Raw genomic sequence first — 20857 nt, 5'->3', positions numbered from 1 at the left:
GCAAGGGCGGGGAATTTATTTTTTATAGCTGAGGATCATCTCTTAAATTTAAAGGACCATTTTTCAGCTTACAAAAACTAAAGTTGTGGTAGGAGCAATAAATCCTTAAGGAATTTGTATTTTTTCGGAGCAGACCCTCCTCAAACTAAAAGTTATGAACCCTAAAGTCGATTTCTTTTTTGAAAAACCATCCCAATGGCAAAGTGCATTCAGGGAATTACGAAGAATTGCCCTCGAAACAGGTTTGACCGAAGAGCTTAAATGGGGCAAGCCCTGCTACACCTTAAATGGCGGCAATATATTTTTAATACATGGATTTAAAGAGTACTGTGCCTTGTTGTTCCACAAAGGAGCATTGCTAAAGGATACCAAAGGTATTTTGTTTCAGCAAACAAAGAATGTGCAATCCGCTCGGCAGTTGCGCTTTACCAATATAGATGGGGTTAGGGAACAAGAAAAGGTGATATAGACCTACATATACGAAGCCGTTGAGGTGGAAAGGGCAGGCCTACAAGTAAAAATGAAGAAGACTTCCGACTTTGATATGCCCGAGGAGCTTGGACATAAACTGGAAAAGGATAAAGATTTTAAAACTGCTTTTGAAGCATTGACCCCGGGACGGCAGCGTGGGTACATGCTGTACATTTCTGGAGCCAAACAATCCAAAACCCGCGAAAACCGCATCGAGAAATGTGTTCCTAAGATTTTGCAGGGCAAAGGATATAACGAAAGGTAAATGATCGGCAATTGCCCTTGTACAATAAACCAATAACCTAAAAACCAACCGAACTATGACCCAACGTAGAAAATTCCTGAAACAAGGTGCAGCGGCGATGATGTCCCTGCCCCTCCTGGCTTTCGACCATCAAAAAGAGTGGTCGCTGACCCCATTGCAAACCAATGCCCCAAAGGATGAAACCTATTGGGGCATGGTACGCAAACAGTTTCCTTTAAAGGAAGGTCAGACCTATTTTAACAACGGAACCATGGGGCCTACATCGGGCTATGCCCTGGACAAAATGTTCCACCACATGATGCACTGGAACGTAGAAGCCGCTACGGTGGACTATAAAAACGGCTCGGGCCCCGAACTGTTGACCGGCTATTTTCCATACGAGGAGCTTCGTACCAAATTGGGCAACATTATCAATTGTGATTTTAAGGAGATCTCCTTGGTGCAGAATGCCACTTTTGGAATGAACTACGTGGGTATGGGCCTCGATTTAAAAAAAGGCGACGAATTGCTCAATACCAATCAAGAACATGGCGGTGGTTTTGGCGCTTGGCAATTGCTCGCTAAGCGAAAGGGCTGTGTGTACAAGCAGGCCATTATGCCCGAACCTGCCAACGACCCGCAGGAAATTGTGGATGCCATTTTTAAGGAAGTCACCCCAAAGACCAAGGTAATCGCCATTCCACATATTATTTCCGGTTTTGGAACGGTAATGCCGGTAAAGGCCATTTGTACCGAAGCCAAAAAACGCGGAATTTTTACCATTTTGGACGGAGCGCAATGTGTGGGCCATGTTTCGGTGGACGTTAAGGATATCGGTTGCGATGCTTATTACTCCAGTCTGCATAAATGGCTGTTGGCCCCTGCAGGAAGTGGGTTGTTGTACATAAGCAAAGAGGTGGTGGGCGATATTTGGAGCACCATTGCCAGTTATAATTGGGACAATAAGGATGATCATGGTTTTCGTTTGATGCAAAACGGAACGGGCAATGCCGGACTTATGGCCGGATACGATGCCGCCGTGGACTTTTTTAACACCATTGGCCAAGATGTGTGGTTGGCCCGAGTGAAAGAATTGGGTAAATACCTGCGCGATGGCCTCAGGGAAATAAAGCATGTCACTTTTTATTCATCCACCAACGAGGAACTGGCAGCGGGCATCACCACCTATGGTGTTAGTGGCATGAGCGGCCCTGAGCTTCAGAAATATATGTGGGAAAAGGAACGTTTGCAGCCACGCTCGGTGGGCAACGAAATGTTGCGCCATTCCGTCCATATTTACAATTCCAAGGCAGAGATCGATACCGCTCTGAGATTGATAGAGGGGTTGGGCTGATTTTTAAGGCCGTCGTATCAACTTCAAATATTTTGAAAACTCTTGCTTTACTTTAGGGAACAGGATGAGTAACCCTATCATGTTGGGGAAAACCATGGCCAGGATCATGGCATCCGAAAATTTGATGACCGCATCCAAGGTAATGGCCGCCCCGAGTACGGTAAACAACAGAAATATGATCTTATAGGTAAGATCTATCCATTTTCCGCGCCCAAAAAGGTATTTCCATGCCTGTAAACCATAGTAGGACCACGACAAGATCGTGGAGAAGGCAAAGAGACAAACGGCGGCCATAAGTACATAAGAGGAGCCGCTTATCGAATTTTCAAAAGCCATGGAGGTAATGTTCACGCCGCCCAAGCGGCTGCCATCGTACATTAAAGCCTGACCATTTACCACATCGCCATACACGAACATGCCATCCATATTAAAAAGGATGATTACAATGGCCGTCATGGTACAGATCAGTACGGTATCGATAAAAGGTTCCAGCAATCCCACCAGACCTTCGGAAGCAGGGTGCGCCGTATTTACCGCAGAGTGTGCAATAGCGGCCGAACCGGCTCCGGCTTCGTTGGAGAAGGCCGCCCTTCTGAATCCTTGGATGAGCACGCCTACAAATCCGCCCGTAATGGTGGCCTTGGGGGTAAATGCTTCGGAAACGATCAGTCCAAAGGCATCGTCGACCCATTCGATGTGGGAAAAAATGATAAAAAGCGAAGCGCCCACATATAGAATGGCCATAAAGGGCACCACTTTTTCGGTCACTTTGGCAATCCGTTTAATGCCGCCAATGATCACAATTCCTGCCAAAAGGGCAAAAACAAGCCCGATAATACTACCGGAAGAAGCTCCGCTGAGCCCAAAACGTTTAATGATCTGTGCCGCAGCCTGATTGCTCTGGAAGGCATTTCCGCCACCAAAGGAAGCACCCACGCAGAGTACTGCAAAAACAATAGACAGGAACTTGCCCAACTGCGTTAATCCCATTTCTTTTAATCCTTTGGACAAATAGTACATGGGGCCACCGAACACATTTCCCTTACTATCAATATCCCTATACTTTACGCCCAAGGTACATTCCACAAATTTGGAGGACATGCCGAGCAGTCCCGCCAAGATCATCCAAAAAGTGGCACCGGGACCACCAATGGAAATGGCTACCGCGACCATAGCTATATTGCCAAGGCCCACTGTGCCAGAAACTGCTGTTGCCAGTGCCTGAAAATGGTTGACCTCGCCAAAGTGGCCTTCGTCTTTAATAGTATCCTTTAAATCACCTTCGACCTCAAAAACGTGTGGTTGTAATGGGGGTTGATTTTTTTCTAGGTTATCGTACTTGCCACGTACCACTTGAATGGCGGTTGGAAAATACCGGATGTTCACAAAACCAAAATAAAGGGTAAAAAAAAGTGCACCCACTATCAATATAATGAGCACTACCGGAATGCTATGACCAAAAATGGGGATTTCTGCCAACACTAGGCTTTCCCACCAAACGGCAAATGGCATAAAACCATCATTGATTTTTTCATCCAACCCTTTGGTTGAGGTTGATGCTAACAATGTAGTACTTGATAGTGATAATAAACTGAATAACAGCGTTCTGCCCATGACTTCAAATTTCCCTGAATTTCTATCCCTGATTTGGATTTTTGGGCAATTGTCGGAAAGAATCCTAAAATGTCAGTAATGCCAAAACTGACAAATCATGCCTAAGTCACTCATTTTCAAAATAAATATTTTCTTTGGGCAATTGAAGACGAATTTTTCGTTCTCGGTTTTCCGACATTTCGAACAAGGTGTTTTTTAGGGGGGTATAGTGTTTGTCCTTGGTCCAATTCTGTTTGCCAAAGAGTCCGTTGAGCAAAGCTTGTAGCAAACGCTTAAGCTCATTGTGGTCGTTGATATCGTAATTTTTGGAGCCATCAAAATTTTTAGGTTTGATCTCGAGCCAATCTTCAGTAGGGGCCAATCTACGTTCCGCAAAAGTTTTGAGCAATTTGTACAATGCTGGTGTCAGGGATATATTTCTATCTGTTTGGCCGGGAAATCCTTTTAGGATGACTTCGCAGGTATTGCGATCCCCTTTTCTAAAATTCAGCCGTAATTGATATGCGCTTGGGATAACGTTTTCGGTAAGCTCTTTTACCCAACTTAGGGCCAGGGCGAAAAAGAGCATGATCAACGATGTTTTAAAAATGGCCGAGAACAATAATAAATTAATGGTATTGTCCATAAGCTTATATACTTGTGCTACCAAGGTAATCAATACCGTGAACAAAGAGAGTATCCCAAGTAATGGGAGCCTACGTTTTGTAAAGGATTCCCAGAGTACAAAACCCAAAAAAACAAGGGTCATAAGGGCATAATATACATCCAGTTCGTTTATGGCCGATGCGGACCGGCCCAATATCATTTTATGAAGGGTAGGGAGCAGGGCAAAAACAAAGGGTATTCCAATAACAAAGGGCCAGAACTTGTTTTTTATTAAACCAGAGAACGGTTTGGGCAAATATTTGAACCAGGGGAGGGCCATAAGGATAAATAGGCTGTTCAATAGGGAAAAAACACTCCGAAATCCTTCCTTGGCCGTGGAGCCCCAACCATTTTCGTTGGGCAACAATACCTCCGATAGGCCAGAAAATGCCCAACAGAGTATGGAAAGTGCTAGCCAAACGGGCCCAAAATCCCGTTGCCTTCGACCAATGTGGTACCAAATGGACATAAGGGCCATAAAGGCAAAAAGGCAGACAGCAAATTGCCACCAGCCATAAAATTTGGATATCTCCAAGGCGGAGGCTGCGATGGACCATGCTTTTTGGTATGCTGGACTAAGTAGAAACAATTGGGTCGGTTATTGTTTGTTCACCAATATATGAAAATAGTAGAGGATAGGGATTTTTAGTTCTTTCATTATTAGTATATTGGCCATTAACCATTAACGAATCCTTTTTTTTTTGAAAAGCAAACTCAACATTTGGCTGTTGGTCAGTTTTCTTATAGCAGGCATATTAACGCTGTGGCTCTATTTTAAATTGACCGGATATATTTGGGACATTTCGTATGATGAAGCAGTAGATTCAGAGGAATTCAGTCCCTGCGGAGAATATAGTATTTACCCCTATTATCATGTCGGTACGTATCATCGAGGAGGTAAAAAGCATATCAAAAAGAAGCTGTTATCAAAAATAAATACAGAAGGATTACCGTCAAACGGTTTGTTAACGGTTCGTTTTGTAGTGAATTGCAAGGGTGAAACGGGCTACTTTAGAACCAAGATGACCGATGCGGAGTTAAAAGAAATCAATGTGCCAACCAGTACATTGGAACATTTTTACAATTTAATTTTGGAATTGGAAGAATGGATGCCGGGAAAAATTAAGGGCACGGTAGTGGACAGTTATGCACAGATCGTTTTTAAGGTGGAACAAGGTAAGATTACGGATATTTTTTAGATGAGGATAGTTTTAAAAATCATAAAAATAGTTCTGGCTACGGTATTTACGCTTTACGTTGGCTTAATTGCTTATCAACTGGTGTTCCAATCCAAAGAAGCACGATTTAAACTTGCCGCAGGTGCGCAGGGAAATAATCTTTCACTGGCCATATTCGGGATACTTAACTGGCAGCACCCGGAGTATGATGCAGCGTTTTTTGAGCGATCGGTACCTTTCAATAAAAATGGCGACTACGAAACCGGTTTTTCCTATTTGAACAGGGCTGTGGAATTGAACCCCTTGAACCATCTTGGGTATCGCGGGTACATGAAGTTACGTTTCTTAAGGGACTACAATTCGGCCTTGGCCGATTTTGACCGATTGGATGCCTTGACACCCGAGGTTGTGGATGCTCCCTGGGGAGAGGATATCGATTTTTTGCGTGGAGAATGTTATTTCGGCCTTGGTGATTACCCAAAAGCACTAAAACATTTTAAGCAAAGTATCACCAACCAAGGAGCAGAATGGGTAGATGTTCAGGCCTTTGTTTATGTTGGCCTTTGCCATTACAATATGCAAAATTATGATGAGGCCATTGGTGCTTTTAAAACAGGAATAGAGCAATATGGGAACACTTGCGAAGCCTATTATGGTTTGGCCAAGACTTACTTGACAATGGGGGACTGCATAAATGCCCAAATTAATTTACAGAAGGCACAGGATAATATTCAATATAAATATTCCGATGGCTATAAAGAATACCTCAATGAAATCTACCAAGAGGATTTGGATGAACTGAAAACCAAATTTTAACTCCAACACGGTTTTTATGTCTTAAAGCCAACTTTTACAAAAGCTATGGTCAACTTCTTCGTTGAACCATTATATACCCTGTATATTTGCAACGTTTTGATTTTTAAAACTGTAAAACAAAATTATGAGTAAAGTAAAAGAAAACGATACCGTAAAAGTACATTACACGGGCAAACTTGTTGATGGGCAGATATTTGACAGCTCATTGCAAAGAGAGCCCTTGGAAATAAAATTGGGTGAGGGCCAGCTGATACCCGGATTTGAAAAAGGACTTATTGATATGGCCGTTAACGAAAAGAAGACGATTACCATAGATAAGAAAGATGCCTACGGAGAGGTGAACGAAGCACTTTTTCAAAAGATTTCCAAGTCACAATTGCCAGAAGACCTTGAACCAGAAGTAGGTATGGGGCTAGTGGGGGCCAATGCCGCCGGACAGGAACAACAGTTCAGGGTCGCCAAAGTAGAGGAGGAGGACATTATTATCGATGCCAACCACCCATTGGCAGGACAAGATTTGGTGTTCGATTTGGAATTGGTGGAGATACTATAGTTTACGTAGCCAACATTGTTGGGAACCAAATATTGAAAAGGAGAAAGCCCGGTTTGCGGTTTTCTCCTTTTTTGTTGGATATCACCTTCTTTTTATAAAACCGAACACAACCTGTGCTTAGTTAATTGGGAGGCGATTTGGTCGGATTAAAAGTGTACAGAATTGGTTTGAGGCTCAGGTTCCACGAATTCTACCTGCAAAACAACTGCTTGCAAGTGTTTTTTATGTAATCTGTAATTTTTGCAACAATTCCTCTTTGTATTTACTGCCAATCGGCAATTGAATCTCTGTTCCAATTTGGACCGTGTTTCCATAAACTGCCGTAATAGTTTCGTGCGGAACAATATAGGACCTATGGATTCTGGTAAATTGCTTTTCGGGTAAAAGGGTTTGTAATAATTTTAAGTGCATACTGACCAAAAGTGCCCCGTCTGTTTTAAAAACCGAACTGTATTCTTGCTCCGCTTTGATATATAGGATATCGGAAAAATTAAGCTTTAAGAGCTTTCCATCGTGTTTTACAAAAAGATAGGTTATTTCTTTTTTACTTGGTTTGGATGCATCATTTAACAATTCCAATGTTTTGTTTACTTTCTCCACAGTTTGATAAAAGCGAGCAAAAGAAATAGGCTTTAACAGGTAATCCACCGCATTTAATTCAAACCCCTTAAGGGCATACTCGGAATAGGCCGTGGTAAAAACTACCAAAGGCGGGTTTTGTAACGATTCTATAAATTCAATTCCGGTTATTACCGGCATTTGAATATCCAAGAACAACACATCTATTTTGTTCTTTACCAGTATTTCAAAAGCTTCTTTGGCATCTATGCAGGTATCAACAACCGTCCAATTTGGGATTTTACTTATATGCGTTTGAATTATTTCTCGCGCCAGCGGTTCATCATCAACAATTAAAACATTTATATTCTTCATGCTAGGACTAATTTCAACGATACCTTGTACACGGAATTATCAATGTCCATATCGTATGTATAATTTTCTGAATAATGTAAATCCAAGCGTTTTTTTAAATTGGTCAATCCCAAACCTCCGTTATCATTTTTAGTTTTGGCCTCTGCAAAGCCATTTTCGACTTTCAATTGTAGCGTATTTGAATTTACCGATAAATCTATACGGATGTCCGTATCTTTTTTATCCACATTATACTTAAAGGCATTCTCGACTATAGGTATAAACAGTAAAGGCGGAATGTTGGCATTGGTATTGTCAACCTGGGTTGTAAAAGAGACTTTTGTATGGTTTAATCGCAAACTCTCCAACTCGATATAATTACGGGTCAATGCAATTTCATCTGACAATGGGATACTTTTCTTATTCGCATTATCCAAGGAATATCGCAAATAATCCGACAAGCGTGTCACGGTTTCCGCAGAAGCATCTCTGCGATCATGTAAAATTAATCCATATAGATTGTTCAATGTATTGAACAGGAAATGCGGATTTACCTGAGCCTTTAGAAAGTTCAATTCCAACTGTACTTTCTCTTTCTCCAATTCAAGGTTTCTAGTGTGGATTTGATAATACCCCAGACTGCTTTTTATGGCTATGGGCAGCAATAAACCGGAAAACAGGTTAAAATATATCCCAATATTTGATGATTTAAACAAAAAATTATCGAGAACCGGTTTTTGAAGAATACTTAAATAATCAGGATCTCTTTCCTGCGCCATCGCCGCACAGGTATCACAATAATAAAAGGTGATTTTTTCACCTACTGCTTCAATAAAAATAATAAAAAATAGGAGTAAGAGGAGATATAAAATAAAAGGAACCCAGCGTTTTCTTTCGAAGAAATACGGAATCAATACGTACATCAACGGATAAAAAAACAGTATTAATTCCAGTGTCCTTCTTAGGGGGAACAAATAGCCCAAAGGGGTCGCAGAATAAGGGTCATAGGATGATTTTGATAAGAAATATGAACTGAAAAACAGAACTATCCAAAATAGGATATGAGAGCCAATTCTAATTGCTTTCGAAGAATTTCTTTGTTTTATGAATGTATCTAATATCATAAGTGGCAACAATATACTTTTTTATAAACAATACATCTTGGCCATAGAATTATACCAACTTATTTTTTCAGGAGGTAATTAAAAACATCTTTGGACAATACCAAAGTAACGCTGTCACTCAAAACCGGATGCATTTTTTTAAAGGCAACGTCGGTTAAATTTGCTACAGAAGTATTCGTCATCTTTAAAGCTATAGAATCGGCTAAATTGTGCTCTACAAATTGAAGATGACTCTTATTTTCCATAGCAATCGATAAGGTTTGTACGTTACAGTTCTGCAATTCTACATGCGAGTATCCCTTTAAATTTAATGTGAAATGTTCGGTCTCAAATCCAGAAACCCTTTGGTGCGTGTTCGTGGCTATTATTCCTTCGAGATTGTTTTTATAAATTATGATTCCAGATGGGGTAGTGCTCAAAAAGCTTTTTTGCATTGAAATATTAGCTCCCGTAAATTCAATAAAGAGCGTATCGTTCTTCACCACACTTTTAAAATGTTCCAATCTCGAACGCAGTACTTTTATGGCATTGGTATCCTTTTGTACAATTTCTATGGGATATCCATTACTTCCGGAAATCGATAGGACAGTATAGTGTTCCGAACTTACCGAGACATAGTTTTTGAAAACATCGTCCAGATCAATTTTATCATACTCTTTTTTTAGGCTTAGATTGGTTACAAATAGCATTCCGGATATGGAAATACTTAAAATGATGATAAATACATTACTTGTCTTCATATCTTAAATTTCTTTTTCTTTCAATTTCAACCAAACCAAGATCCATAGTGCAATGGGTAAAAATGCATGCACAAAAAGAGCACTGTATAAGTTGATGTTATCGGGTAAAAACACTTTTACATTTTCTCCGTGGTGCGAAAACAAAAAACTATCGAAGGCAATGGTGGAAACTATGGTGGCTTCGGGGATCAGAAAGCTCAATAACCATCCGTTTAGATAGTTTAAAAGGAAGAAAAGCACAGCAATGGTCAACAGCATTTTTATAAATCTGTTTTTGTTGAAGATGACACTTCCCAATAGCATTAATGCGTTAAATGTTAGGTAGATAAAAAAGAATTGATAAAAACCGTTCTTAAACGGATTCAGCATGGCCTTAAAAGTTAATGTACCAGCAAAAAGCAAATAGACAAAATCCGCGATGTAAAATATGATCACATAAGCAGTTAAAAAGAAAACAGTGGAAATCACTATGCTCGACACCACTTTTTCCGAAGCTTTTGCCGGAATGCCCAAAAGCCACATGCCACTCTGCGGAGTGGAAAACTCACTGAACATAGCATTGGAAAACACACTGCCGGCAATAAATAGACCAATTACAAATACCCCATTCTGTACAGCCCCCGAAAAGCTGTCTTTCCATTGATGTACGACCAGGAACATAAAAACCAGTAAAATGAGCAAGACCAAAAGACCAATTACATAGGTTTTATAATGCTCTTTATATTGTCTTTTGATCAATAAGCACAGCGTTGAATAATTCATGGTGTTTTATAATTTTAGTTTTTGGGCCAACACTGCATTAAAGAGCAGTTCAATGTCTACATATCCCAGTATGTCGGAGGTGTTCTTTTGAATGGAAGCGAATCCGTTGCTAACTTTTTCTTGGTACAGTACTGCGTCATCATCTTTTTTGTTGTCAGACAATTCAAACTGTAATTTTTTTGCGATATCATCCTTATCAAGGTTCAGTAAAATCTGTCCATCGTGCATAATGATCACGGTATCGATCAATTCGTCCAGATCCCTCACTTGGTGAGAGGTGATGATGACAATCCTATCCTCTTTAAACGCATCCTTGATCATATTTCTAAAGGTGATCTTGGAAGGAATGTCCAAGCCATTGGTGGGTTCGTCCATGATCAACACTTTGGTATTGGCGGACAGGGCAAAGCCAATTAAAATTTTCTTTTTCTGACCTAAGGAGAGCTCGGTAGTTCTTTTATCTTTAGATATGTTGAATTCTTTGATGTAGGCATCAAATTGATTGACATCAAATTTTGGATAAAAATCTTTATAAACGGAAATAAGCTCTTTAATGGTCAGGTTGGGTAAATGATATTCTTCTGGAACAAAAAACAAGTATTGTAGAAATTTAACCTCTCGTTTACCAGGTGTCAGACCAAAAACTTCACAACTGCCTTTGGTCGGAAAAAGCATGCCGGTAATATTTTTGATCAAGGTAGATTTCCCTACACCGTTTTTGCCCAATAAACCATAAATTTTCCCAGAAGAAAACTCAAGGTTCATGTCTTTAAATATGTTGATTTTCTTGGAATAGTTATATTCCATGCTTTGAATTTTTATCATACCCTTTTTGTGCGCTATGTGTTGTTGTGCAACACTATAAAGGATTTTCCGATGCATAAAATAAAATCAACGAATGCGATCGATCGCTCAACAAAGGATATGTTTTAACTAATGGAGAAAATCAACAATTTTGCAAATAGATTGATCGTGGGTACAAAAACGTGGTAAAACAAAAGTTTGCAGCAAATTGCTTTGACCTAAAATCGTTGTCTTACTAAAGGTTCTTCATAGAACCAGCCGCACAAGTCTTGCCACCAATCTAAAAAGTCTACTAGACTTTCCAGATTGTTACGTGTACTATAATGTTCTCGCGTTATGTAACTTGAGCTTTGGTACGGCATAAAAAGGGAAGGTCTGATAGACCTTTTCTTTTTTGAGCGAGTTGAAGTAATAGCAAAGTTTGTACTGCACTTTCTGAAAAATTTCCTCTAAAAACTTCCTTTTAAAAAATGTAATGGAATACTGTTTTGCCGAACCCGAAGAGTAGGGGAGGTGAAAGTGTATGGAATGGGTTTTAGGCACAATTACTTTGCTCAAGATGGATTTTTAGAACAGCCTCTTTTAATTCCATAAGTACATGACAAATACTTTGGCGTTCAATTTCTGAAAATGTATCTGTTGGAAGATAGTGGAACATATAAATGACCTTATCCAACCATTGGGTAAAGGAAAGTAAATCTCCCTCATGGCATTCTTCAAAATAGGAGAGTAGGGGAAGTAGGTTATTTGGTTTTAATTCCATTTTGAAGCCTTTCTATGTATATTTTATATAAAAACACTGTTAATAACTATATAAATATAGGTTTTATATATAAAAATGAAAATAAAATTTACTGTTTTATATTATAAAAACATTGTTTAAAACAGTATTTATATTGTTTTATTGATGCCCGTTCAAATTCAACGTTGTCTCAAACCTTGATTATTTCTAGCTTTAGGCTATGTCTGAGCGAATAAACAGAATTAAAGAAGTGCTCGTTATCAAGGGAATGAGCCAAAAGGAATTGGCGGTTAAACTTGACCGAAATCCAAATACAATTACCTCAATTTGTAATAACAAATCCCAACCACATTTAAAAGATCTAAAGAAGATTGCTGAAATTTTGGATGTAGATATTAGAGAGTTATTGGTATCGACAAAAGAATAATTTATATAATGTTTTTCTTTAATTTTTTATTGTAACTCCCTAATTTTATGTTGATTAGTATGTTGATAAAAAAACGAGGAACTTCTTATTTTAGTTCAAGTAAACCTTATTATTATTTATGGCTTTTTTAAGTGGAAAAAATTTAGAGAATGAATTAAAAAATGTTCTTGGAACTCAGTTTAATTCTAAAAGAGTTAAACAGCTAGCTTATGAGTTATCTTTGGGAGGTGAAGTTTTTTTAACCGATTCTAAAGATGGTAAACCGGAAATACTTGATGAAAAAAATAAAGTAATTGAAATAAATCCAGGACAATTTGCATTGTTGTTATCTGAAGAAAAAATATCAATGCCGGCCGATAAACTTGGTCTTATTTCCATAAAAGCAAGTGAAAAGCTTAAAGGCTTACTAAATGTTTCTGGATTTCATGTTGATCCAGGGTTTAATGGCCAATTACTTTTTTCAGTTTATAATGCGGGTCCTTCAAAGATTACTCTTAAGAAAGGTAATCCATATTTTTTAATATGGTTTGCTGAAATTACAGAATCACTGGATAATAATGAACTATACAATTCTCAGGGTAATGGTCATCAAAATCAGGATGGAATTCATCCCAAATATCTTGATTCTCTTAAAAGAGGTGAACTTGCTTCACCAAATGTTTTACTTGAAAGGATTAAAAGTATAAAATCTGAATTAGAACGACACTGGTGGGCGATTGGTATTATTTTAGTTGTTGCAATTGCCACATGTACAAGATTTTATTGGCAAAAGTCCATGTATGAAAAGGGGTTTAATGATGGATACAGTAAGAACGAGATAGAAAAGAAGGTAAATGAAAAAATTCAATTAATTTTGAATAAGAAAATGGATAGTATTATATCTTCTAAAACAATTATAATAAAGGATACCTTAAAATCAGAGTAATGAATAGCAATAGGGCAAATATTAATTCTTTTGATTCAAGTTTTATTGAAGGTGAGAGACTGCCAAAATCATTCGTTGTAGATTTTACTGAAGTAACTAAAGATGGTGAAGAAAAAGTTAGAATTACAATTGATGGAACTCAAATAGGTGATGTTATTGATGACAACGCCTATGAAAAAGATTTTTACAGATACCATGATGTTTTCCATTATACATTTGCTACCATGTTAGATTGGTCTCCTTGTACAAGAGCCATGCTGGGCCGAAAAAGGAAAAGCATACCAATAATTGATGATTGTGAGGACGGTGCACGAGCAACGATTACAGAAGAAGCAATATCACTAATCCTTTTCAACGAAGCAAAAAGAACAAATTTGTTCGAAAATGGTAAGGTAAGTAAAACTATCTTGAAAATAGTCAAACAAATGACAGAACCCTTTGAAGTTAGGGTAAAAACAGAAATAGAGTGGGAGAACGCAATTCTAAAAGGATATGAATTATTTAAAAACCTTGTCAAGCATAGAGGTGGGAGAATTGAATTTGACAAAATAAATAGAGAAGCATTTTTTATTGGTTAAACATGCGTAATTTATTTATTATAACCTAATAATCAAACTAGTCCTTGTTGACTAGTTTTTTATTTTAATTAAAGACAATTGGATATAATAGTTAAAAGATCAATACCCAAAGTTTCAAAAGTTTACAATACCTATTGGAAATTTGCAGCGGAAAGGCAAAATATTTTTTTTAATCGAATAAATAATGAGCCAATATGGACAGAAGACAAGATTTTGAATGAACATAAATTTACTAATGCATATAGGGCTTCTGATAGAGTTAGCCAATTTTTAATTAGAGAAGTAATTTATAATCATAGTCAACAGCCCAAGGAAGTATTGTTTAGAATATTATTATTCAAGACATTTAATAAAATAGAGACTTGGCAAATATTATTGAATAGGCTAGGGAGAATAAGTTATGAAACTTATGATTTTAGGGAATATGATAAAATACTCACAGAAATTATAAGTTCCAAAAGGGCAATTTATTCAGGTGCCTATATAATGACTTCTGGTAAAAGTACATTCGGATATTCTAAAAAGCACCGAAATCATTTAAAACTTATTGAGTTTATGATGCAGGATAATTTGGAAGCTAAAATATCGGATGTTCAAAGTATGAGAAGTTTATTTTTGACTCTTAAGTCATATCCAACAATAGGTGATTTCTTGGCTTATCAATATGCTACCGACATAAATTATAGCGAAATATGTCATTTTGATGAAATGGACTTTGTGTATCCTGGACCGGGAGCTTTGGATGGAATACGCAAATGTTTTATTGATTACGGAGATTTTGATGAGAGTGAATTAATTAGATATGTTACTGAAAGACAAGAGGAAGAGTTTTCAAGGCTAGAAATTGAGTTTAAAGATTTATGGGGTAGAAATCTACAACTAATAGATTGTCAAAATTTATTTTGTGAAGTAGACAAATATTCTAGGGTCGCGCACCCTGATATTAAAGGCTTGTCCGGAAGAACTAGAATTAAACAAAAATTTAAGCCTAAAAATTCACAAATTGAATTTTGGTATCCTCCAAAATGGGGCATTAATGAAAAAATTGCAGCTAATTCTCAGCTATTACAAACGCAGTAGAATTTTTTAGAGTATGAGATATGCTCACAAGCCATTTTTTAATTCCTAAATCAATTGATTTTTTAAGGACTTCTCCGGTTAATTTGATACTTGGTTTGCCGTTTTCTTCTTGGATAATTTCAATGTTTTTCATAGAGATACCATCGTACATACCAGTTCCAAGACACTTTAAAACAGCTTCTTTTGCTGCAAATCTACCGGTTAAATATGATAGTCTTTTTTGCTTGTCATATTGTAATAATTCGTAAGGTGAGAAAATCCTGGACCTTTGATTTTGATCCGACTGCCAATTAAACTTTTCGGCAACACTAAATTCTGCAACATCGCAGCCTATCCCTACTATCATATTCTTTTAGCTTTTATTTAGGTTAGGACTTTCATTAATTCTTCAGCCCTTTCTTTGGTTAATCTATTTTCAAGTTGTTCCACTCCAATATAGCAATTGAACCTCTCAAATTTTAAGTTAGCTTCTTTCGCAACAAAATGGCCTAAGTTTATCAAACCCAGCCAATTGCCGTATGCACGTCTATATAAGTGCTGGATAGCATAAAAACTATTCAATACAAGTCCATCATTTTTAGTTTTATAAAATGTTATATGTTGTAGGCAAGGGAACCCTTGATACATAGCATTTGTATGGTCAATCTCTGGGTTGAATATAGAAGCTTGTAACTTTGATCTTCTTTTATTTTTGGAGTCTTCTTTCAATGATGAAATTATAATTTCAATTTGGTTTATTTTCTTCTCCATCCCATTAAACTCAATTAACCGACCAAAATATGTCCCATTCCTATTACTTGAATCAATTTTTTTTATTCGCATCAAGTTCTTGGAATACTCCCTATACAAAGCTTCTCGATCTTCCTTGCAATAGACAAACAATGACTTTGGGAAAATAGTTTCTGATACGGTCTGAATTGATGCAAGTTTGTTAGACTTAAGGCTTGCATCCAGCCCTTTTCTTATAGTTTTATTTTCTTCAAAATCTGTAATACTCAATATAAGAGGACAAATTTCATTTCCTGGATTTTCAATAATAAATCTCAGCACTTTAATCCATGCATTTGATATATTGTTTTCTTCTATTAATAAGGGGGTTGTCATACAATTTATTCTAAATGTCTATATTTTGAAAGACCTATATAATTTTCTCTTTCAATTCTAATTTTGATACTTTGTTTAAAATTCTCAGATTCAAGGATTGATATTCCAGATTTTATTGCCTTATATATCTTTCCCTTATCTGTCAATCTTATTTCTTCAAAATAATCCATGTTGATGCTAGTATCTGAATCAACAGGTAGTATTATGTAATTATTAACTTCCAAATCAACCACTGATGGTTGACTTATATTGTCGATATACTTAAAATGTGAATTTTCAATATTTTTTTGGGCAATCTTTTTAAGTATTTTTGAAGGTGTATATCTTAAAAGGTCTTTGGAATTTTCAAAACTGATAATATTATTTACTTTACAATGGTATATCAATGTTTGATAACCAACTCCAAAATATGAGCTGAGACCATAAAAATCTACCGGGGTAATTTTATTGGGGTTTAATCTTCTTTTTGCAAATTGAGACTGCACACCACTTATTGGCATGAGTAAAGCTCCAGCAAATGTGTTGACAAGAAGTTCTTCTTGATTTTGTTCAACAGTGTATTTTTTTATGTAATCATGAGAGTCAATTTTTGAGCTATGACCATAAAAATGATGTCCATATTCATGAGCGCAAGTAAAAACTCTACGGGGCATTGGACGCTCGTTTGACAGTAAAATTGTAGGTTTATTATGTGTATCAGCTTTTACATAAATTCCTTCCATATTAATATTTACTATTTTAACCATAACCCCAGTTTCGCGACATATATCATAAATATTTACAGGTTCAAACATATTTAGACCGAACTTATGTCGAAACTTGGTTGCGTCTTTTATTGCATTTAAGAAGAGAAAATTCATTTGCTATTTTGGTAAAATTTTTAATATATCAATTAACTTTTTGATATCTTCCTCACTTAGTTTTTCTAATTCTCTTGCAGCAAATTGAAAATTATGGTCTTTTGATTCATTGCTCCCAGATAATAACCATGTAGAACTTACTCCATAGAACTCTGCGAATTGGATAATTTCTTCCGCACTTACTTTTCTTCTTCCTGCTTCAATTTCGGAAATGGTAGGTCTTTGAATATCAATTAATTTTGCAGCTTGGACTTGGGAAAGTCCAGCTTGAATTCTGGCTTCTTTCAACCTTTTAGCAATCTTTTCTCTATCGGATAATCCCTCTTCTTTAATTCCCATGATGTTATTTTTTTATTGTTTTTAGTAGTTTTAATGCAGCTTCTTTAATAGATAGTTGTTTATTTTTTGTCTTATCATAAAAAATGTAACAATTAGCAGGAATTTCTACTTCAAGTTTGGCCTCCAATAAACCCATTACAGATACAAGTACCTGACTGGAAATACCAATTTCGTAAGGGCAGGTATTAACTGTCACTTTAGCATTTAATTCTTGCTCTACGTTAATTTCTTCAATGACATCTCTAATTTGACTCTCGATATTTTCTATTTGTAGCTCCATATAATGTAAGATTACATTACAAATATAGTAAAATATCATTACGGTAAGATATTATTACATAATTATTTTAAAAAGTAACAATTAATTACAGTTCAATATTTTGTTAGACCTTTAATAATACGGTGGAGAGGTGTAAGAAGAAAATGCGGGCCGGAGTTGGGGTGAATTTGTGGCTTGCACGGCAGCGCCATTGCCCTGGGCTTTGTGTGTGGGCGTAAACGCCCAAATAGCGAAGTTATAAGACACAAAGAGCACGTGGAAGCATATTTTACTCATGCGCTTGTCTATTGTTTTCAACGGTATTCGTGAATGCCTCGCATTTCTTCTTGATTTTTTGTTTCTTTTTTATCAAGAAAAAAGAAAGGAAAGAACAACAAAAGATTTCAATCCTATTTGACATAATATTAGAAGCACTCACAAAAAAGCTGATTCAGTGGAGGATGTGAGCAAGTGCTTAGAAATTTATGCTTTGCTAAATTTTAAGCTTTTGCGACAGGCTGACGAGATTTCCCTGAAATTTTTCTTCTCCGAATTTTCAATTAAACCAAAGGTTTCATCAAATACGAAAAGCTGAGCTTTTAATGGCGCTGGCCAAGTGGCTGAGAATTGCGTATAAAAATAAATGCTTGGGCATTTACTTTTTATGAAAGCAATGTGCTGTTGGCCGAGCGGCTATTTTACATAGCGACAAATTATAGGTACAAATGCGTAGCATTCACGAACACCCGTAAAATAAAATTGACGTGAGTAAATGCAAAGATGCGGCGCAGCCGGCCGCTGAGGAAAGTTTCATGACCCTGTTCATAATTCTCATAGAAGACGGAATGTTTAGGGATATTTTACATAATAGAATTATAGCCTACAAATGGATGAACAGTTAAGAAACCAAAAGAATACATTTGTACTATAATTTACATTATGTAAAATAGAAAATAAAAGAAGCCCTAACAGCTTCCCTTTCCAATCTACCCTCCCAAAATCATTAATGGAACGTTGGCCTTTCGGATAACGGACTTTATGGGACTCGATTTAAAAAAATCAGAATCGTTTCCTTTCTGGGAAATACACAATAGTTGCGTATTTGTCCTGGAAACATAACTCACCAAGCCATCAACGGCATTACTGCCTCGACTAAAATTATAGGAAACCGTTTTTTGCCATGGGTATGCTCGGGTTTCCGATTCCCGTTCATCGGAAATTCCAAAATGTCGTACCGGCCTTTCGTTATCCCGTTTTAGTTCCAAAATTAGGTCTAGGTCGTTTTCCGCCAATTCATCGCCGAAAATTCCCAGATTAATATCGTCGAACGAACGCAAGGTGTTATCGTTGCCCAATATTAGAACGTGGGTATGGCTAACCTGATCTATGACAAAATCAGTTATACTTTCAAAGAAAACTCCAATTTTTGGTCGTTGTTTGCCCAAAACCAAAAAATCGGGTGTTGCCTTGGCCAAATAGTCACCGACCCTGTTCCTAACATTGCCATATTCCAGTTTGTAGCCGATGGTGAAATCTTCATTCAAGCTAACGCGCGAAATCAACTGCTCCAATGCCGACCTCGTGGCCCTATCATCTTGGTTCAGCGTTCGAATGGCCGATAATTGGCTATCACCTTTGATTAGATTTGTAGCTGGTTTTACATGGAAGACCTCTATGTCACCATCAACACGCTTGGCGAGCTCTACCGCACTGGACAGGACCGATTCAGAGTTGTCCGTCATATCCAACAATACGGAGATACGATACTTTTTGTGATGTTTTTTCATACCTGATTGTGATTATCCTTTTACTTAAAGATACTACCTAACTCGCTTTTATCCCGTTTTTTAACGCAGGATTAATAGATAAATGTGATTTTCGCAACCAATTTCACATCAAATCAAAGATTTATAACCACTTTTTAGAAGAAATGTTTGATTTTTTTCATCAAACCCAAAGAAATCGTGTACGGCGCGTACCTCAATGGAACATCTAACCAATTGGCACGTTTTACAATCGATTTATGGTGCGAAAACAAATCAAAGGAATGTTTGCCGTGGTAGCCCCCTATTCCAGATTGGCCCACCCCACCAAAGGGCAAGGACTTATTGCTGATGTGTACCACGGTATCGTTTATGGTTCCCCCGCCAAAGGAGTAATGGCGCATCATCCGTTTTTGAAACTTTTTGTTGGTAGAGAACACATAAAAGGCCAAAGAGTTGGGGTAGCGAGAAATATAGTTGTCCAGTTCACTTTCGTCATCATACGAAATTATGGGTAAAATAGGACCAAAGACCTCCCCTCCCATTACAGTACTATCCAAGGGTGGTTCGTCCACCAATGTAGGTTCCACAAAACGATCTTTATCGTTAAAATTACCTCCAAATAGTATTTTTTGACCTTGGAGCATGGTTTTCAGTTCTTCGTAATGCTTATTCGTGGTAATCCGTGCAAAATCCTCTGAGTTTTCAATAGTATTTCCATAAAATTGTTCAATGTGGGATTTTAACCCGTCCACAAGGTCATTTTTTACGCTCTTGTGCACCAAAATATAATCGGGGGCAATACATGTTTGCCCTGCATTTATAAATTTCCCCCATGCAATTCTTTTAGACGCCAATTTTATGGATGCGGTTTCGTCCACAATACATGGATTTTTGCCACTAAGTTCCAAAGTAACAGGTGTTAAATGTTCCGCTGCTTTTTGGTACACAATTTTACCGACACGTGTACTGCCCGTAAAAAAGATGTATTCCCACTTTTCGGCCAATAGTTCGGTAGATGCCTCTACTCCACCCTCAACAACGGTAACATACTCTGGCGGGAATACCTTTCGTACTATCCGTGCGATGATCTTAGAGGTGTTCGGGCTAAATTCCGATGGTTTAAGAATTGCCGTGTTTCCGGCGGACAAAGCTCCTATTAAGGGCGACATGGTGAGCAAAAAGGGATAGTTCCAAGGTGAAATGATGAGCACTTTGCCATAGGGTTCCGGTTGTATCCACTCTTTGGACGGAAAATTTAGCAAGGATGGTCCAACACTATTGGGTTCGCTCCACTCCTTTATATTTTTAATGGCATGCTTTAACTCGGCCAAGGTCAACTGGGTCTCGGTGGCCAGGCTTTCGAACTTTGGCTTTTTAAAATCGGCGTACAAGGCATCGCACACGGCATCTTCTTGATCCTCAATCTCTTGTAGCAATTTTTTCAGATATTTTTTTCTAAAAGCAACATCTTTTGATTTGTGAGTGGCAAAAAAATCATTTTGGGCCGTTACCAATTGCTTAACCATATGAGAAACGTTTCTTTAAATATAACCAAACAAA

At 37.5% G+C, this 20857-nt stretch carries 24 protein-coding genes and 1 pseudogene; 10 read left to right on the top strand and 15 right to left on the bottom strand.

Annotated elements, in window-relative coordinates:
* The first annotated feature begins 154 nt into the window (after positions 1-154).
* Positions 155-736 (top strand): annotated as a pseudogene (locus tag ABTP35_RS15815) (YdeI family protein).
* Between the two features lie 55 nt (positions 737-791).
* Positions 792-2069 (top strand): aminotransferase class V-fold PLP-dependent enzyme, encoded by a 1278-nt coding sequence (locus tag ABTP35_RS15810; protein WP_293295194.1) that lies wholly within the window; start codon positions 792-794, stop codon positions 2067-2069.
* Positions 2070-2072: 3 nt separating this feature from the next.
* Here the strand turns inward: ABTP35_RS15810 and ABTP35_RS15805 are convergent, their stop codons facing one another.
* Together ABTP35_RS15805 and ABTP35_RS15800 are read right to left on the bottom strand one after the other, a co-directional pair.
* Entirely contained in the window at positions 2073-3683 is a 1611-nt protein-coding gene (locus ABTP35_RS15805; RefSeq protein WP_293295195.1) for an alanine/glycine:cation symporter family protein, read from the bottom strand.
* A 106-nt stretch (positions 3684-3789) separates the two neighbouring features.
* Positions 3790-4917 carry a hypothetical protein gene (locus tag ABTP35_RS15800; protein WP_293295196.1) on the bottom strand — a complete coding sequence of 376 codons (1128 nt, stop codon included), beginning with the start codon at positions 4915-4917 and terminating at the stop codon, positions 3790-3792.
* A gap of 112 nt (positions 4918-5029) precedes the next feature.
* Between ABTP35_RS15800 and ABTP35_RS15795 the strand changes: the two genes are divergently transcribed.
* The 3 genes from ABTP35_RS15795 to ABTP35_RS15785 all read left to right on the top strand — a co-directional run bounded on the left by ABTP35_RS15795 (position 5030) and on the right by ABTP35_RS15785 (position 6875).
* On the top strand, positions 5030-5527 hold the full coding sequence (locus ABTP35_RS15795; RefSeq protein ID WP_293295197.1) for a hypothetical protein: 498 nt from the start codon (positions 5030-5032) through the stop codon (positions 5525-5527).
* Positions 5528-6322 carry a tetratricopeptide repeat protein gene (locus ABTP35_RS15790; RefSeq protein ID WP_293295198.1) on the top strand — a complete coding sequence of 265 codons (795 nt, stop codon included), beginning with the start codon at positions 5528-5530 and terminating at the stop codon, positions 6320-6322.
* A gap of 124 nt (positions 6323-6446) precedes the next feature.
* Positions 6447-6875 (top strand): peptidylprolyl isomerase, encoded by a 429-nt coding sequence (locus ABTP35_RS15785; protein WP_224836886.1) that lies wholly within the window; start codon positions 6447-6449, stop codon positions 6873-6875.
* Between the two features lie 222 nt (positions 6876-7097).
* On the opposite strand, the gene ABTP35_RS15780 is transcribed toward ABTP35_RS15785, so the two are convergent.
* The 6 genes from ABTP35_RS15780 to ABTP35_RS15755 all read right to left on the bottom strand — a co-directional run bounded on the left by ABTP35_RS15780 (position 7098) and on the right by ABTP35_RS15755 (position 11980).
* Positions 7098-7808, bottom strand: coding sequence for a LytTR family DNA-binding domain-containing protein (locus ABTP35_RS15780; protein WP_293295199.1), 711 nt, complete (start codon positions 7806-7808; stop codon positions 7098-7100).
* Positions 7805-8566 (bottom strand): histidine kinase, encoded by a 762-nt coding sequence (locus ABTP35_RS15775; RefSeq protein ID WP_293295200.1) that lies wholly within the window; start codon positions 8564-8566, stop codon positions 7805-7807. Before ABTP35_RS15775 ends, ABTP35_RS15780 begins: the two co-directional genes overlap by 4 nt.
* 404 nt (positions 8567-8970) lie before the next feature.
* Positions 8971-9651, bottom strand: coding sequence for a GIN domain-containing protein (locus ABTP35_RS15770; protein WP_293295201.1), 681 nt, complete (start codon positions 9649-9651; stop codon positions 8971-8973).
* A 3-nt stretch (positions 9652-9654) separates the two neighbouring features.
* On the bottom strand, positions 9655-10413 hold the full coding sequence (locus ABTP35_RS15765; protein ID WP_293295202.1) for a hypothetical protein: 759 nt from the start codon (positions 10411-10413) through the stop codon (positions 9655-9657).
* Positions 10414-10419: 6 nt separating this feature from the next.
* On the bottom strand, positions 10420-11220 hold the full coding sequence (locus tag ABTP35_RS15760; RefSeq protein ID WP_293295203.1) for an ABC transporter ATP-binding protein: 801 nt from the start codon (positions 11218-11220) through the stop codon (positions 10420-10422).
* Between the two features lie 532 nt (positions 11221-11752).
* A complete protein-coding gene (locus ABTP35_RS15755; RefSeq protein WP_293295204.1) occupies positions 11753-11980 on the bottom strand; it encodes a hypothetical protein in 228 nt (75 codons plus the stop codon).
* 199 nt (positions 11981-12179) lie between these two features.
* Between ABTP35_RS15755 and ABTP35_RS15750 the strand changes: the two genes are divergently transcribed.
* The 4 genes from ABTP35_RS15750 to ABTP35_RS15735 all read left to right on the top strand — a co-directional run bounded on the left by ABTP35_RS15750 (position 12180) and on the right by ABTP35_RS15735 (position 14969).
* The gene (locus ABTP35_RS15750) at positions 12180-12386 is read left to right on the top strand and encodes a helix-turn-helix transcriptional regulator (protein WP_293295205.1); all 207 of its coding nucleotides are present in this window, start codon (positions 12180-12182) and stop codon (positions 12384-12386) included.
* Between the two features lie 118 nt (positions 12387-12504).
* Positions 12505-13311 carry a deoxycytidine triphosphate deaminase gene (locus ABTP35_RS15745; protein ID WP_293295206.1) on the top strand — a complete coding sequence of 269 codons (807 nt, stop codon included), beginning with the start codon at positions 12505-12507 and terminating at the stop codon, positions 13309-13311.
* On the top strand, positions 13311-13889 hold the full coding sequence (locus ABTP35_RS15740; RefSeq protein ID WP_293295207.1) for a nucleotide pyrophosphohydrolase: 579 nt from the start codon (positions 13311-13313) through the stop codon (positions 13887-13889). The genes ABTP35_RS15745 and ABTP35_RS15740 overlap by 1 nt, the downstream gene beginning before the upstream one ends.
* A 78-nt stretch (positions 13890-13967) precedes the next feature.
* The gene (locus ABTP35_RS15735; protein WP_293295208.1) at positions 13968-14969 is read left to right on the top strand and encodes a nucleotide kinase domain-containing protein; all 1002 of its coding nucleotides are present in this window, start codon (positions 13968-13970) and stop codon (positions 14967-14969) included.
* On the opposite strand, the gene acpS is transcribed toward ABTP35_RS15735, so the two are convergent.
* Genes acpS through ABTP35_RS15710 form a run of 5 tightly spaced genes read right to left on the bottom strand, consistent with a single transcriptional unit; the run spans position 14941 to position 17552 of the window.
* Complete coding sequence (gene acpS, locus ABTP35_RS15730; protein ID WP_293295209.1) at positions 14941-15315, bottom strand: holo-ACP synthase; 375 nt, start codon at positions 15313-15315, stop codon at positions 14941-14943. The genes ABTP35_RS15735 and acpS overlap by 29 nt on opposite strands.
* A gap of 17 nt (positions 15316-15332) precedes the next feature.
* On the bottom strand, positions 15333-16073 hold the full coding sequence (locus ABTP35_RS15725; protein ID WP_293295210.1) for a hypothetical protein: 741 nt from the start codon (positions 16071-16073) through the stop codon (positions 15333-15335).
* A 5-nt stretch (positions 16074-16078) separates the two neighbouring features.
* Complete coding sequence (locus ABTP35_RS15720; protein ID WP_293295211.1) at positions 16079-16933, bottom strand: ImmA/IrrE family metallo-endopeptidase; 855 nt, start codon at positions 16931-16933, stop codon at positions 16079-16081.
* A gap of 3 nt (positions 16934-16936) precedes the next feature.
* Positions 16937-17272, bottom strand: coding sequence for a helix-turn-helix transcriptional regulator (locus tag ABTP35_RS15715; protein ID WP_293295212.1), 336 nt, complete (start codon positions 17270-17272; stop codon positions 16937-16939).
* 4 nt (positions 17273-17276) lie between these two features.
* Positions 17277-17552, bottom strand: a complete 276-nt coding sequence (locus tag ABTP35_RS15710) for a hypothetical protein (protein WP_293295213.1) — start codon at positions 17550-17552, stop codon at positions 17277-17279.
* 743 nt (positions 17553-18295) lie between these two features.
* Between ABTP35_RS15710 and ABTP35_RS15705 the strand changes: the two genes are divergently transcribed.
* Positions 18296-18433: a hypothetical protein gene (locus ABTP35_RS15705; protein WP_293295214.1), complete on the top strand. Its 138-nt coding sequence runs from the start codon at positions 18296-18298 to the stop codon at positions 18431-18433.
* Between the two features lie 84 nt (positions 18434-18517).
* On the opposite strand, the gene ABTP35_RS15700 is transcribed toward ABTP35_RS15705, so the two are convergent.
* Positions 18518-19318, bottom strand: a complete 801-nt coding sequence (locus ABTP35_RS15700; RefSeq protein WP_293295215.1) for a universal stress protein — start codon at positions 19316-19318, stop codon at positions 18518-18520.
* A gap of 134 nt (positions 19319-19452) precedes the next feature.
* Positions 19453-20823, bottom strand: a complete 1371-nt coding sequence (locus ABTP35_RS15695; RefSeq protein WP_293295216.1) for an aldehyde dehydrogenase — start codon at positions 20821-20823, stop codon at positions 19453-19455.
* Between the last annotated feature and the right edge of the window lie 34 nt (positions 20824-20857).

It is taken from the genome of Flagellimonas alginilytica (genome assembly GCF_042134605.1).
GTDB classification, from domain to species: Bacteria; Bacteroidota; Bacteroidia; order Flavobacteriales; family Flavobacteriaceae; genus Flagellimonas; species Flagellimonas alginolytica.
Note: the sequence above shows the minus strand (reverse complement) of the source record. Positions and strands in the feature narration are given on the sequence as shown.

Bases quoted from the DNA above. Each gene is read 5' to 3' on its own strand.
- ABTP35_RS15700 (WP_293295215.1), bottom strand. From the start codon at position 19,318: ATGAAAAAACATCACAAAAAGTATCGTATCTCCGTATTGTTGGATATG.
- ABTP35_RS15715 (WP_293295212.1), bottom strand. From the start codon at position 17,272: ATGGGAATTAAAGAAGAGGGATTATCCGATAGAGAAAAGATTGCTAAA.
- ABTP35_RS15750 (WP_293295205.1), top strand. From the start codon at position 12,180: ATGTCTGAGCGAATAAACAGAATTAAAGAAGTGCTCGTTATCAAGGGA.
- ABTP35_RS15805 (WP_293295195.1), bottom strand. From the start codon at position 3,683: ATGGGCAGAACGCTGTTATTCAGTTTATTATCACTATCAAGTACTACA.
- ABTP35_RS15765 (WP_293295202.1), bottom strand. From the start codon at position 10,413: ATGAATTATTCAACGCTGTGCTTATTGATCAAAAGACAATATAAAGAG.
- ABTP35_RS15745 (WP_293295206.1), top strand. From the start codon at position 12,505: ATGGCTTTTTTAAGTGGAAAAAATTTAGAGAATGAATTAAAAAATGTT.
- ABTP35_RS15780 (WP_293295199.1), bottom strand. From the start codon at position 7,808: ATGAAGAATATAAATGTTTTAATTGTTGATGATGAACCGCTGGCGCGA.
- ABTP35_RS15740 (WP_293295207.1), top strand. From the start codon at position 13,311: ATGAATAGCAATAGGGCAAATATTAATTCTTTTGATTCAAGTTTTATT.
- ABTP35_RS15775 (WP_293295200.1), bottom strand. From the start codon at position 8,566: ATGGCGCAGGAAAGAGATCCTGATTATTTAAGTATTCTTCAAAAACCG.
- ABTP35_RS15790 (WP_293295198.1), top strand. From the start codon at position 5,528: ATGAGGATAGTTTTAAAAATCATAAAAATAGTTCTGGCTACGGTATTT.
- ABTP35_RS15725 (WP_293295210.1), bottom strand. From the start codon at position 16,073: ATGACAACCCCCTTATTAATAGAAGAAAACAATATATCAAATGCATGG.
- acpS (WP_293295209.1), bottom strand. From the start codon at position 15,315: ATGATAGTAGGGATAGGCTGCGATGTTGCAGAATTTAGTGTTGCCGAA.
- ABTP35_RS15755 (WP_293295204.1), bottom strand. From the start codon at position 11,980: ATGGAATTAAAACCAAATAACCTACTTCCCCTACTCTCCTATTTTGAA.
- ABTP35_RS15760 (WP_293295203.1), bottom strand. From the start codon at position 11,220: ATGGAATATAACTATTCCAAGAAAATCAACATATTTAAAGACATGAAC.
- ABTP35_RS15810 (WP_293295194.1), top strand. From the start codon at position 792: ATGACCCAACGTAGAAAATTCCTGAAACAAGGTGCAGCGGCGATGATG.
- ABTP35_RS15785 (WP_224836886.1), top strand. From the start codon at position 6,447: ATGAGTAAAGTAAAAGAAAACGATACCGTAAAAGTACATTACACGGGC.
- ABTP35_RS15720 (WP_293295211.1), bottom strand. From the start codon at position 16,933: ATGAATTTTCTCTTCTTAAATGCAATAAAAGACGCAACCAAGTTTCGA.
- ABTP35_RS15710 (WP_293295213.1), bottom strand. From the start codon at position 17,552: ATGGAGCTACAAATAGAAAATATCGAGAGTCAAATTAGAGATGTCATT.
- ABTP35_RS15770 (WP_293295201.1), bottom strand. From the start codon at position 9,651: ATGAAGACAAGTAATGTATTTATCATCATTTTAAGTATTTCCATATCC.
- ABTP35_RS15695 (WP_293295216.1), bottom strand. From the start codon at position 20,823: ATGGTTAAGCAATTGGTAACGGCCCAAAATGATTTTTTTGCCACTCAC.